The following is a 12,202-nucleotide window of genomic DNA, read 5'->3' on the forward strand; positions in this document are numbered from 1 at the left end:
ATCCATGCAACAAGGGCGGGGCCATTGGCACCCGCCCTTTTTGCATCCGTCATCCAGCTCGGGTCAGTCGTCTGCCCACGGCATCTCGGGCAGGCTGCCGAGGAACTCGCCGTAACGGGCCAGATTGAAGGGGCCCTGATCGGCCTCCATTGCCATCAGCTCGGCCCCGAGGGCGCAGGCGATATATTGCAGCGCCTCTTCCCGCGGGGTGCCCTTCATCACCAGCCGCATCAGGGTCGCCTTCACATGGGGCGGGTGACCGTCGTTGAGCTGGTTCTCCACCATCTCCAGCAGCGCGTCTTCATCAAAAAATTCCTGAGTGTCGTTCATGGGATATCCGCAACAGTGAATGTGGCGGCCAGTATAGCCTGAATGTGACTAACACCTTGAATGACCAGCGAATAAACAATCCGATGGGGAGGCCATTTGTTACCCATAATTAGGAGGAGTTTGCCAAGGCAAACAGGTTGGAACACAGATAACATGGATGGACACGCCTATGCCCACGATAGATTCCCTGCTGGCCGAGCCCAAGCTACTGCCCCAGATCCCGGAAGTGATGCGCGATTTGATCCAGACCTTCAATGAAAAGGATCCGGATCTGCTCAAGATCAGCAAGTTGATCAACAAGGACCCTGTCATCTCCGCCAAGTTGCTGCGGCTGGCCAACTCGGCCAAATTCGGCAGCAGTCGTCAGATCGGCACCGTCAATGAAGCCGCGGTGCGGCTGGGGTTGGCGATGGTGCGCAACATGGTGCTGGCCTGCGGGCTCACCGAATCGGTCACTGCGGTGCCCGGCATTGACCTCAAACATTTCTGGGGCTGCGTTTTCAACGTGGCGGAGCTGGCGCGTCGTCTGGCGGTGAAGAAGGGGATGAAAGGGGATGAGGTCTTTACCTGCGCCCTGCTCTACGATCTCGGCCGCTTGGTGATGCATGTGGGCCTGCCGGAAAACACCGTCCACCACATTCACGATCTGGAATTGCACAAGGGGCGGGCCAAGGCGGAAGAGCTGGTGGTCGGCTTCAACTATGCCCAGGTCGGGGCGGCCATGGCACGCTACTGGAAGTTCCCCGAGACCATCAGCAATGCGGTGGAGTATCACTACAACCCCATGCTGGCCAAGGAGTTCTCTCCCGAGGCCGGGTTGATCCATCTGGCGATCGTGCTGGCTGCGCAATCCGATGTGGGGGAAGAGGCGCCACCCGAGTGGCCCCACAAGGTGGCAGATGCACTGGGGCTGAGCTGGGGCGATTGTGCCGCCCAGTTCACTGCCCTGCGCGAGCAGGGTAATGGCTACGCCGGGTTGCTGGCTGCCTGAGCCCGTTTATCCCATCTCATCAGGGGCCAACATGGCCCCTTTTTCATGGCCGATGGCGCCACAGGCTTGCCAGCCCTGGAGTGACGGGGCACTCTTTGCCCTTCACTTTCCGTTTGAGAGCCTTTGCCATGATTGCCTCCTCCCGCCTGATCCTGCGCGAAATGATCGCCACCGACGCCCCCTTCATCCTTGAGCTGCTCAATGACGGCGACTTTTATCGCTACATCGGTGATCGGGGCATTCGCACTTTGGAGCAGGGGCAGGAGTATATCCAGCAGGGGCCGGCGGTCAGCTATGCCCGCTATGGTCACGGACTCTATCTGGTGGAGCGCAAAGAGGACGGTGTCAGCCTCGGTATCTGCGGTTTGATCAAGCGCGATACCCTGGAGCAGGTCGATATCGGTTATGCCTTCCTGCCGCAATATCGCGGTCAGGGCTACGCCATTGAAGCGGCGCAGGCCGCCCTTGCCGATGGCAAAAGCCGGCTGGGGATCGGGCAGGTCGTTGCCATCGTCACCCCGGGCAACGAGCGATCCATCGGCCTGCTGGCCAAGCTGGGGCTGGTGCGCAGTCGACTGGTCAAGTTGAGCGAAGATGCAGATGAGTGCCTGCTGCTGGAGCAGTGATCAAGGTCAGAGAGCAGAAAAGCGAATGGCGAGGTAGCTGTCAGGCTGAGTGACAAGCAAGAGACTGGAGCTGGCTAAAGGCGTGAGAGAAGCAAAGAGGCCGCCGTGAGTTGCGGCCTGTCTGCATCGGGCGCTGCCGGAGGGCAGGCAGGATCAGTTGAGGTCTTCGATGGAGAACTCGCCAGCGATACCATCACAGGATATGGCGAAACCGCCGCTGAAGCGGGTGCTGAACTGGATCAGAAACGCATCATTGTCGTGCTCTTGCACAGGCAGGTTGATGGGTTTGCTGCGACGCAGGGGCTTGTGTGTTTGTACTGCTTTCATCATGGTATTTCTCTATATAAATTAGGTGTTTGCTCCTTGTATTGGCAAATGTCAGGTCAATGGGCGCGGTCGATTGGGTGAACGACAAGCGCGCAGGAATACCCAGCCCGGTTAAGGGGCGTCTGCACTTTCAAGGAATATGCTGATGCATAAATCAAATTGGGTGGGCAGATCGGGTCTGCACCGTGAGAGCCGGGCAACGCAGGCAGACAGCCTGACGGTTCTCAAGGCGAGTAAATCAGAAGAAGGTTATGCGGGTACTGGCAGGATTCATCGTGAGGTGAAGCATTGCAGGGTAAACATAAACAGGGCTGATTAACTAGCCGACGCGCATTCTCTCCTCGAAATGAATAAAAAGCAAACAATAATTTGCCTATGTTGAAGTAAATACGCTTTTCCTCTGTGTAATCAAGGTGCTATCAGCAGTAAATATTCGCAACTATCCGCCATAACAAGAGGGCTCCCGACGGGAGCCCTCTCTCATTCTGCAATCAGCACAGTGGGCCGACTCAGTAGTCGCCACAGGCCTTTTTGGCAGCCGTGATCATCGGGGTGATGGTCATGCCTTGCACCACGATGGAGAACATCACCACCGAGTAGGTCATCACCAGGATGACCTGACGCAGGTCGACGCCATGTTCCGGTATCATCATGACGCCGGAGGGGAGTGCCAGTGCCATCGCCATGGCCAGACCACCGCGCAGGCCACCCCAGGTGAGGATCCGCACCGAGAAGGTGTTGTAATTGCGGAATCGGCGGAAAGCCACATAGGGCAGCGACACGCTGATAAAGCGGGCACCCAGGCAGAGCGGCACCGCAATGACCAGCAGGATCCAGTCACGCCAGGCGAGATCCAGCAGTACCAGCGCCAGACCGATCAGCAGGAACAGCAGGGCGTTGAGGAACTGGTCCATCAACTCCCAGAAGTGATCCAGGTGATGGCTGCTCTGCTCGGAGAAGCCGGAGTGACGGGTCCAGTTGCCGATCATGATGCCGGTGACCACCATGGCCAGTGCGCCGGAGACGCCGATCATGTTGGCAAAGGCGAAACCGGCGGTCGGGATGCAGAGGGTCAGCAGCAGCTCCAATGAACCGTCGTCGGTGGCGCTGATCATCACGTGGGCGATGAGGCCCAGCACGGCACCGAACAGGATGCCGCCGAGGGCTTCGTGCAGGAACAGACCGGCTACGCTACCGAAGGTGGGCTCGACACCGCCAAAGGCGACGGCAAACACGGTAGCGAAGATGACGAGGCCAACGCCGTCGTTGAACAGGGATTCCCCTTCGATCTGGATGGCGATCTGGGGTGGCGCTTTCATCTTCTTGACGATGGCCAGTACGGCAATCGGGTCAGTGGGTGAGATCAGCGCACCGAACAGCATGCAGTAGACCAGCGGCAACTCCCAGCCCAGCAGCTTGGCGATAAACCAGAAGCCGTAGCCGATGAGGAAGGTGGAGAGCAGGGTGGCAATGATGGCCAGAATGGTGATCTCCCACTTCTGGCTACGCAGCGCCTTGAGGTTGATGCCGAGGCCACCGGCGAACAGCAGGAAGCCCAGAATCCCCTTCAGCAGGAAGTTCTGGAAGTCGATGCTCTCCATGGTCTTGACGGCAAGAGGTTCCAGGTTGAACCAACCCAGTTTGCCAAACAGCACCAGCAGTGCGGAGATCAGCATGGAGCCCGCAGTAATGGCGATGGTGGTCTGGATCTTCACAACATACTGGTTGGCAAAGGCGATAAAAATCGCCAACGCTGCCAGAAAACAGAGTGTGTAGTAGACGCTCATAGTTATTTTTTTCTCGTTGGTAGACAGCAAGCACGTATCCCTATGCAGGACGGGCATAGGTTACTCTCGGGCCCTATGTTACTCATTACCCATAAATGAGTATATGGTGGCGCATTTGGACTGATAGACGGCTAGATTTCCATTTTATTTGTTTGCTGTTAGGATGCTGTTTACGCAGTTGCATGGATGTAAGAGGAACACGCGGTGTCGAACGTAATGTCGAGCAGAGAGCCGAGCAAGCAGTCGGACGTAACAAAGAAGCTGGAAGCCTGTCTCAGGGAGCGGATCCTGATCATCGACGGGGCCATGGGCACCATGATCCAGGGCTACAAACTCGGGGAGGCGGATTATCGGGGTGAGCGGTTTGCCGACTGGCATACCGATATCAAGGGCAACAACGATCTGCTGGTGCTGACTCGTCCGGCGGTGATCCGCGAGATCCACGAGCAGTATTGCGCTGCCGGGGCCGACATTCTCGAGACCAACACCTTCAACGCCACTCGCATCGCCATGGCCGATTACGAGATGGAAGAGTTCTCGGCCGAGATCAACCGGGAAGCCGCCCGTCTGGCCCGCGCCGTGGCAGACGAGTGGACGGCAAAAGACCCCGCCAAGCCGCGTTTTGTAGCAGGGGTGTTGGGCCCCACCAACCGCACCGCCTCCATCTCGCCGGATGTGAACGATCCCGGCAAGCGTAACGTCACCTATGACCAGCTGGTGGCCGCCTACACCGAATCGACCCACGCCCTGATTGAGGGCGGCGCTGACATCATTCTGATCGAGACCATCTTTGATACCCTCAACGCCAAGGCCGCCGCCTTCGCGGTGGAAGGGGTGTTCGAGGCGCTGGGCTACAGCCTGCCGGTGATGATCTCCGGCACCATTACCGATGCCTCCGGCCGAACCCTCTCCGGCCAGACCACCGAAGCCTTCTACCACTCGCTGCGCCACGTCAAACCGGTGTCGTTCGGTCTCAACTGTGCGTTGGGGCCGGACGAGCTGCGCCAGTATGTGGAGGAGTTGTCTCGCATCAGCGAATCCTGCGTCAGTGCCCACCCCAACGCCGGTCTGCCCAATGCGTTTGGCGAGTACGATCTCGATGCGGGTGAGATGGCTGAGCATATCCGCGAGTGGGCCCAAAGCGGCTTCCTCAACATGGTCGGCGGTTGCTGCGGCACCACCCCGACTCACATTCGCGCCATGGCCGATGCCGTGGCGGGTATCAAGCCGCGCGTGCTGCCCGAGCTGCCGGTGGCCTGCCGCCTGTCGGGCCTCGAGCCGCTGATCATTACCCCTGAATCCATGTTCGTGAACGTAGGGGAGCGCACCAACGTTACCGGTTCGGCCAAGTTCAAGCGGCTGATCAAGGAGGGGCTCTACGACGAGGCGCTCGATGTTGCCAAACAGCAGGTGGAGAACGGCGCCCAGATCATCGATATCAACATGGACGAGGGGATGCTGGACGCCGAAGCGGCCATGGTGCGCTTCCTGAACCTCATCGCCGGTGAGCCGGATATCGCCCGGGTGCCTGTGATGATCGACTCCTCCAAGTGGGAGGTGCTGGAAGCGGGCCTCAAGTGCGTGCAGGGCAAGCCGGTGGTCAACTCCATCTCCATGAAAGAGGGGGAGGAGAAGTTCATTCAGCAGGCGAAACTGCTGCGCCGCTACGGCGCAGCCGTCATCGTGATGGCGTTCGATGAAGCGGGTCAGGCCGATACCCGCGCCCGCAAGTTCGAGATCTGCCAGCGTGCCTACCGGATCCTGGTGGATCAGGTCGGTTTCCCGCCGGAAGACATCATCTTCGACCCCAACATCTTCGCGGTGGCGACCGGCATCGATGAGCACAACAACTACGCGGTGGACTTCATCGAGGCGGTGAAGGACATCAAGACGCACCTGCCCCACGCCATGATCTCCGGCGGCGTCTCCAACGTCTCGTTTTCGTTTCGCGGCAACGAGCCGGTGCGCGAAGCCATTCACGCCGTCTTCCTCTACCACGCCATCAAGAACGGCATGGACATGGGGATCGTCAATGCCGGTCAGCTCGCCATCTATGAAGACATTCCGGCGGAGCTGAAAGAGAAGGTCGAGGCGGTGGTGCTCAACCTCAATGACAACGCCACCGAGGCGCTGCTGGCCATCGCCGAGAAGTATCGCGGTGCCGGCGCTCAGGCTGAGGATCCGCGGGATCAGGAGTGGCGTAGCTGGCTTGTGGGCAAGCGGCTGGAGCACGCGCTGGTCAAGGGGATCACCGACTTTATCGAAGAGGATACCGAAGAGGCACGCGCTGGCGCCGAGAAGCCGCTGCACGTCATCGAAGGGCCGTTGATGGATGGCATGAACGTGGTCGGCGATCTGTTCGGCGCCGGCAAGATGTTCCTGCCGCAGGTGGTGAAATCGGCGCGGGTGATGAAGCGGGCGGTGGCCTATCTGCAGCCCTATATCGAGGCGGAAAAATCGGGCGGCTCCAGCAACGGCAAAATCGTGCTGGCGACCGTGAAAGGGGATGTGCACGACATCGGCAAGAACATCGTCGGGGTGGTGCTGCAGTGCAACAACTTCGAGATTGTCGACCTCGGGGTCATGGTCTCCTGCGAGACGATTCTCAAGACGGCGCGTGAGGTCGGCGCCGATATCATCGGGTTGTCGGGTCTCATCACCCCGTCGCTGGACGAGATGGTGCACGTGGCCAAGGAGATGGAGCGTCAGGGCTTCAAGCTGCCGCTGTTGATCGGCGGTGCCACCACCTCCAAGGCCCACACTGCGGTGAAGATCGAGCAGAACTACTCGGAGCCTGTGGTCTATGTCTCCAACGCCTCCCGCGCGGTGGGGGTGGCCCAGAGCCTGCTCAGCCCGGATCTGAAGGAGGCGTTTGTCGCCCGCATCGACAAGGAGTACGAGATCGCCCGGGATCAGCATGCCCGCAAGCAGCCGCGCTCCCGTCCGGTCAGTCTGGCTCATGCCCGCGCCAACCGGCACCAGCTGGACTGGGTTGGCTACCAGCCGCCGAAGCCCCGCGAGCTCGGGGTGCAGAAATTCGAAAATGTGCCCATTTCGGTGCTGCGCCCCTACATCGACTGGACGCCGTTCTTCCTCAGCTGGGAGCTGGCGGGCAAATTCCCGCGCATCCTCGAGGACGAGATCATCGGCGAGGAGGCGACCAAGCTGTTTGCCGACGCCAACGCCATGCTGGACCAGCTGGAAAAGGATCAGAGCGTGCGCTGCGCCGGGGTGATCGGCCTGTTCCCGGCCAACGCGGTAGGGGACAGCATCGAGGTCTACAGCGACGAGTCGCGCACCGAGGTCATCAAGGTGCTGCACCACCTGCGCCAGCAGAGCGAGAAGCAGGGCTTCCCCAACTACTGTCTGGCGGACTATGTGGCGCCGAAAGAGAGCGGCAAGCCCGACTGGATCGGCGCCTTCGCGGTGACCGGCGGCATCGGTGAGGAGGCCATCGCCAAGGCCTACAAGGCGCAGCACGATGACTACAACGCCATCCTCATTCAGGCGGTGTGCGACCGTCTAGCCGAAGCCTTTGCCGAGTATCTGCACGAGCAGGTGCGCAAGGTTCATTGGGGTTATGCTCCCGACGAGGCCCTCAGCAACGAGGAGTTGATCCGCGAGAACTATCAGGGTATCCGCCCGGCCCCCGGTTATCCGGCCTGCCCGGAGCACACCGAGAAGGGGAGCATCTGGGAGTTGCTGGATGTCGAGCAGGCCATTGGCATGCAGCTCACCGAATCCTACGCCATGTGGCCGGGGGCTGCCGTGTCAGGCTGGTACTTCTCTCATCCCGAGAGCAAATACTTCGCAGTGGCGCAGATCCAGCACGATCAGGTGGAAGATTACGCTGTTCGCAAGGGGATGACGCTGGCAGAGGCCGAGCGCTGGTTGGGGCCAAACCTGAACTGATTTCCGCGTGACATCGGTTGATCTTTAACGAGAAACGGCGGCATCCTTGCACGGGTTGAACAACCTGCGCAGAGCCGCCGTTTAACCTGTTGGTCACAGTGACAGGGTAGAGTGCGGTTTGGCGTGGTTTGTCTTGTTGTCAGGATAAACAATTGGCGTTGTCTTGGCGCTGTGGCACCTTATACTCTCCCGCCCCATCCTGCCCAGGCACAGCCTTCTAGCGGAATTGTCATGAAGATCGCCATTTTATCCCGTGAGCCGAAAAACTACTCCACCCGCCGTCTGGTCGAGGTGGCACAGGCGCGCGGTCATCAGGTAGAGGTGCTCGACACCCTGCGCTGCTATATGAATATCGCTTCCCACAACCCCTCCATTCACTACGAGGGTGGGGAGCTGGGAAGTTATGACGCCGTGATCCCGCGGATCGGGGCCAGCATTACCGCTTACGGCACAGCCGTGCTGCGCCAGTTCGAGATGATGAACACCATGGCCCTCAACAGCTCGGTGGCCATCAGCCGTTCCCGCGACAAGCTGCGGGCGATGCAACTGCTCTCCCGCCACGGCATCGGCCTGCCCATCACCGGCTATGCCCACAGCACCCACGACGTGCCCGACCTCATCACCATGGTGGGCGGGGCGCCGCTGGTGGTGAAGCTGCTGGAGGGAACTCAGGGGATTGGCGTTGTGCTCTGCGAGACCCAGAAAGCCGCCGAGAGTGTGATCGAGGCCTTTATCCAGACCAACAACAACATTCTGGTGCAGGAGTATATCCGCGAGGCCAATGGCGCCGATATCCGCTGTCTGGTGGTCAACGGTAAGGTAGTTGCCGCCATGCGCCGTCAGGCCCAGCCGGGAGAGTTTCGCTCCAACCTGCACCGTGGCGGCACCGCCGAGGCGATCAAGATCACTCCGGAAGAGCGCGCGACCGCGGTACAGGCCGCCAAGATCATGGGGCTGGATGTGGCGGGGGTCGATATCCTGCGCAGCGCCCGTGGCCCGCTGGTGCTGGAGGTCAACTCTTCCCCCGGCCTGCAAGGGGTGGAAGCCGCCTCCGGCAAGGATGTAGCCGGCAAGATCATCGAGTTCCTCGAACTCAAGGCGAGCCGCAAGAATAAGCCGGCGGAGTGAGCCTCGGGCTTGCATCTGTCAGATAGAAACAGGGCGCCCTCGGGCGCCTTGTTGCTATCTGGCTGGTGGGTTGGCGGTGCCACTGCGCCCTCACCCTAACCCTCTCCCAAAGGGAGAGGGAACTGTTCGGCAGTGATCATCGCCAGCCGGGCGCTGAAAATTCCGTCCTTCAGCCGGGTATCGATCTTCCAACCGAGTTTCTCGCAGATGCGCTGGATGATGGTGAGACCACAGCCGTAGCCGAGGATCTGATCCGGCGCCGCCGCCGTCGGGTTGCTGATGGTGAGCACCGGGCCACGCAGCTCGATCTCGATATGTCCCTCGGCATAGCTCAGGGCATTTTTCAGCAGGTTGCCGAGGGCGATGGCGAGCAGGGAGAGGGGGGCGTTTACTTCGCTGCTCTCGTCCAGGTTAAGCCGGATATCGAGCGCCTCCCGCTGCAACAGCGGGGCGAGGCGGGCCAGCTCCTGACGGATCAGCGGGGTGACCTGTTGCAGCGGTCGCTCCACCGCCTCCTTGCGGCCCAGCAGCAGGAAGGTCTCGGTGAGCAGCGCCATCTCGTCGGCGGCGGCGCGGATGCGGGTGGTGGCGCGGGCGGCTGGCGCGGGCAGATCCGTCACCTTGCCGAGCAGGGCCGCCGAGCCCTGGATCACCATGTTGGGGGTGCGCAGCTCGTGGCTGGCGAAGCGACTGAACTCCTGCTCGCGAGCGAATACGGCGCTCACCTCCTGCTTGCCGGCCAGCAGCGCCAGCTCGATATCCCGTAGCTCCTGCCAGGGGGCGTCGGGTTCGAAATCCGCCTGATCCGGGGTGAGGTGGGCGACCCTCTGTTGCAGCCGTTGCAGCGGCCCTGTGATATGGCGTACCAGCCAGATACCGAAGCCGAGGCAGCCCAGCAGCAGGGTCACCCCGATCAGCCGGGTGGCCAGATGCAGCTTGTCTTCGTAGGGGTCTAGGTAGTCGTCAGCGTCGTCGTTGAACACCAGATAGAGCAGTCCCTCGTCGGAGGGGTGACGGGCCACCAGAAAGTGTTTGTCCTCCTTGCCCAGCTGATGCTCGAAAAAGCCGGGAGTCTGGTAGGGCTTCAACCACTTCGGCAGGCGTCCCGCCTCGGTCCAGTAGCTGGAGAACTGTCTGGGGCTCGGGGCGGCGGCCGCCGGGCCGAGTCGCAGCCAGTCATCGCTGTAGCGGGTGACTTCCGCTTCCAGCCAGTGGCGCAGGCTCAGCTCCTCCATCTTGTCTTCGGCCACCAGCATCAGGCCGGAGAGCAGGATCAGCAGCACCACCCCGGCGCCGCCGAGCGCCATGATCAGGCGGCGGCGCAGGCTCGGCAGACTCATGCGCTCACCAGTCGGTAGCCCTGGCCGTGCAGGGTCTCCAGCATGGGAGTGGGGAAGGGTTTGTCGAGCGCGTTGCGCAGGGCGTAGATATGGCTGCGCAGGGCATCGGAGTCGGGCTCCTCATCCCCCCAGACGGTGTCGAGTACCTCCTGACGGCTGACGATGGCGGGGGCGCGGCGGGCCAGCAGGGCGAGGATTTGGAACGGGATCTTGCCGAGCTTGAGGGGCTCACCGGCACGGGTGGCGCGGCCGCTGGCGACATCGATCGTCAGATCGCCAAAGCTGATGGCCCCCACATCGCCGCGCGGGCCACGCAGGCTGAGGGCTTGCAGTCGCACCTCCAGCTCCTCCATGGCGAACGGCTTGACCAGATAGTCGTCGCCACCGGCCTTGAAGCCTGCCAGCTTGTCTTCCAGGCTGTCGCGGGCGGTGAGAAACAGCACGGGAGTGGCAATCCCCTGCTCGCGCAGGCGAGCCACCGTGCTGAGGCCATCGAGGCGTGGCATCATCACATCCATGATGATGACGTCGAAACGCTGCTCCTCCAGCAGTTGCAGCGCCGCCTGACCGTGATAGGCACAATCGAGGCGGTGACCGGCCAGCTCCAGATAATCCATGATGGTTTCCGCCACCTGAGGATTGTCTTCCACTACCAAAATCTTCATGCTTTGCTCTCCTGGTTGGTGAGCGTTTCACGCTCTTTTCACACCGGATTCGGCATCCTGTTTGCCAGTGTAACCCCGAGGATCCCTGATGAAGAAGTCTCTCTGCGCCCTCCTGCTGTTGATCTTGTTGCCACTTGGCACCGCACAGGCGACCGAATTCAAACTGACCGGCCGCACCACCTGGCAGCTTGGCCAGTTGATGGTCAACGGCATGCCGTTCGTGATCGACGACCAGACCCGCTTCAAGGATTGGCTCAACGAGGATGATCTCGGCGGTACCTGGGTCGAGATGAAGGGGGTGGTGGAGAACGGCGTGCGCTATGTGCGCAAGGTCGAAGCGCTCGACGAAGATGACAAGGACGAGATGGATCTGGAAGGGCCGGTCGAAGGGGGACGGATCTGGGGCTACACCACCTCGGACAGCAGTCTGGCGCCGTTCGAAGGGCGCTGGCTGGAGCTGGAGTGCAAGTTTGACGGCATGCGCCTGAGCCGCTGCCGTGAGGATGACTGATCCGATCTCTGCGTTCCGATTAGAAATGCTCCCGAATGAAGCCCATGCTTGTCCAGCATGGGCTTTTTGTTCAGGGACGAACGAAGATGGAACAATCGAGGAAGTGGTGTGCATGGATGCTGGGAGTGCCGCTCTGGGCGGCGCAGGCGGGAGCCGACGAATTGTGGCTGGTGGAGCTGGAGCACAGCGACGGCATCCGCCTGCAATTTCAGGGGGCCGAAGTGGAGCAGGGCAGTGCCGCCGTCTGGCGGCAGGGGGAGATTTGGCCGCAGCCACTCAAACCCGGCGACCAGCTCGCTCTGCTGGTGGCCGACGGCGTTGCCACCCGGATTGAGCTGTTGGCCGCCAGAGCCCCGCTGGCCAATCAGCCCTGGCAGCGGGCGCAAGATCTCCTGCAATCCTTCGATGATCGGCAGCTCACGCTGGCCACCCTGGGCACTGTGCCACTCAATCCGCTGGTGCGCTGGGTTAACGGCTCGGCCGCCGATCTGCATGCCGGGAGCGATCTGGTGCTGATCCGCGACGAACAGGGCCGCTTAAGCGAAATCCTTGTCGTCAATCCGGAGGAGTAGTTGACCCGTCTAC

At 61.1% G+C, this 12,202-nt stretch carries 11 protein-coding genes; 6 read left to right on the top strand and 5 right to left on the bottom strand.

Features of this window, described 5'->3' with window-relative positions:
• Positions 1-63 precede the first annotated feature (63 nt).
• Entirely contained in the window at positions 64-330 is a 267-nt protein-coding gene (locus tag AB5Y90_RS16535; protein ID WP_151287143.1) for a hypothetical protein, read from the bottom strand.
• A 169-nt stretch (positions 331-499) separates the two neighbouring features.
• Between AB5Y90_RS16535 and AB5Y90_RS16540 the strand changes: the two genes are divergently transcribed.
• Both AB5Y90_RS16540 and AB5Y90_RS16545 read left to right on the top strand, forming a co-directional pair.
• Positions 500-1,321, top strand: coding sequence for an HDOD domain-containing protein (locus AB5Y90_RS16540; RefSeq protein ID WP_151287142.1), 822 nt, complete (start codon positions 500-502; stop codon positions 1,319-1,321).
• Positions 1,322-1,449: 128 nt separating this feature from the next.
• Positions 1,450-1,947, top strand: a complete 498-nt coding sequence (locus tag AB5Y90_RS16545; protein WP_368167304.1) for a GNAT family N-acetyltransferase — start codon at positions 1,450-1,452, stop codon at positions 1,945-1,947.
• A 153-nt stretch (positions 1,948-2,100) separates the two neighbouring features.
• On the opposite strand, the gene AB5Y90_RS16550 is transcribed toward AB5Y90_RS16545, so the two are convergent.
• On the bottom strand, positions 2,101-2,277 hold the full coding sequence (locus AB5Y90_RS16550; protein ID WP_005340085.1) for a hypothetical protein: 177 nt from the start codon (positions 2,275-2,277) through the stop codon (positions 2,101-2,103).
• 506 nt (positions 2,278-2,783) lie between these two features.
• On the bottom strand, positions 2,784-4,061 hold the full coding sequence (locus AB5Y90_RS16555) for a sodium:proton antiporter (RefSeq protein WP_021231596.1): 1,278 nt from the start codon (positions 4,059-4,061) through the stop codon (positions 2,784-2,786).
• A gap of 216 nt (positions 4,062-4,277) precedes the next feature.
• Here AB5Y90_RS16555 and metH point away from each other — a divergent pair, with 216 nt between their 5' ends.
• Both metH and rimK read left to right on the top strand, forming a co-directional pair.
• A complete protein-coding gene (gene metH, locus AB5Y90_RS16560; protein ID WP_368167339.1) occupies positions 4,278-7,973 on the top strand; it encodes a methionine synthase in 3,696 nt (1,231 codons plus the stop codon).
• Positions 7,974-8,204: 231 nt separating this feature from the next.
• Positions 8,205-9,101, top strand: a complete 897-nt coding sequence (gene rimK, locus AB5Y90_RS16565; RefSeq protein WP_005340088.1) for a 30S ribosomal protein S6--L-glutamate ligase — start codon at positions 8,205-8,207, stop codon at positions 9,099-9,101.
• Between the two features lie 95 nt (positions 9,102-9,196).
• Here the strand turns inward: rimK and AB5Y90_RS16570 are convergent, their stop codons facing one another.
• Positions 9,197-10,441, bottom strand: coding sequence for a sensor histidine kinase (locus AB5Y90_RS16570; RefSeq protein ID WP_368167306.1), 1,245 nt, complete (start codon positions 10,439-10,441; stop codon positions 9,197-9,199).
• Entirely contained in the window at positions 10,438-11,106 is a 669-nt protein-coding gene (locus AB5Y90_RS16575; RefSeq protein ID WP_149152059.1) for a response regulator transcription factor, read from the bottom strand. Before AB5Y90_RS16575 ends, AB5Y90_RS16570 begins: the two co-directional genes overlap by 4 nt.
• 88 nt (positions 11,107-11,194) lie before the next feature.
• Between AB5Y90_RS16575 and AB5Y90_RS16580 the strand changes: the two genes are divergently transcribed.
• Both AB5Y90_RS16580 and AB5Y90_RS16585 read left to right on the top strand, forming a co-directional pair.
• Entirely contained in the window at positions 11,195-11,617 is a 423-nt protein-coding gene (locus AB5Y90_RS16580; RefSeq protein WP_111809133.1) for a hypothetical protein, read from the top strand.
• A gap of 86 nt (positions 11,618-11,703) precedes the next feature.
• The gene (locus tag AB5Y90_RS16585; RefSeq protein ID WP_368167308.1) at positions 11,704-12,189 is read left to right on the top strand and encodes a hypothetical protein; all 486 of its coding nucleotides are present in this window, start codon (positions 11,704-11,706) and stop codon (positions 12,187-12,189) included.
• Positions 12,190-12,202: the final 13 nt, after the last annotated feature.

The sequence above is a fragment of the Aeromonas sp. R4-1 genome, assembly GCF_040908325.1.
In the GTDB taxonomy this organism is placed as follows: Bacteria; Pseudomonadota; Gammaproteobacteria; order Enterobacterales; family Aeromonadaceae; genus Aeromonas; species Aeromonas veronii.

What these genes read in the sequence shown, in the direction of transcription:
- metH (WP_368167339.1), top strand. Translation starts at nt 4,278, where the DNA reads ATGTCGAGCAGAGAGCCGAGCAAGCAGTCGGACGTAACAAAGAAGCTG.
- AB5Y90_RS16570 (WP_368167306.1), bottom strand. Translation starts at nt 10,441, where the DNA reads ATGAGTCTGCCGAGCCTGCGCCGCCGCCTGATCATGGCGCTCGGCGGC.
- AB5Y90_RS16535 (WP_151287143.1), bottom strand. Translation starts at nt 330, where the DNA reads ATGAACGACACTCAGGAATTTTTTGATGAAGACGCGCTGCTGGAGATG.
- AB5Y90_RS16580 (WP_111809133.1), top strand. Translation starts at nt 11,195, where the DNA reads ATGAAGAAGTCTCTCTGCGCCCTCCTGCTGTTGATCTTGTTGCCACTT.
- rimK (WP_005340088.1), top strand. Translation starts at nt 8,205, where the DNA reads ATGAAGATCGCCATTTTATCCCGTGAGCCGAAAAACTACTCCACCCGC.
- AB5Y90_RS16540 (WP_151287142.1), top strand. Translation starts at nt 500, where the DNA reads ATGCCCACGATAGATTCCCTGCTGGCCGAGCCCAAGCTACTGCCCCAG.
- AB5Y90_RS16585 (WP_368167308.1), top strand. Translation starts at nt 11,704, where the DNA reads ATGGAACAATCGAGGAAGTGGTGTGCATGGATGCTGGGAGTGCCGCTC.
- AB5Y90_RS16575 (WP_149152059.1), bottom strand. Translation starts at nt 11,106, where the DNA reads ATGAAGATTTTGGTAGTGGAAGACAATCCTCAGGTGGCGGAAACCATC.
- AB5Y90_RS16545 (WP_368167304.1), top strand. Translation starts at nt 1,450, where the DNA reads ATGATTGCCTCCTCCCGCCTGATCCTGCGCGAAATGATCGCCACCGAC.
- AB5Y90_RS16555 (WP_021231596.1), bottom strand. Translation starts at nt 4,061, where the DNA reads ATGAGCGTCTACTACACACTCTGTTTTCTGGCAGCGTTGGCGATTTTT.
- AB5Y90_RS16550 (WP_005340085.1), bottom strand. Translation starts at nt 2,277, where the DNA reads ATGATGAAAGCAGTACAAACACACAAGCCCCTGCGTCGCAGCAAACCC.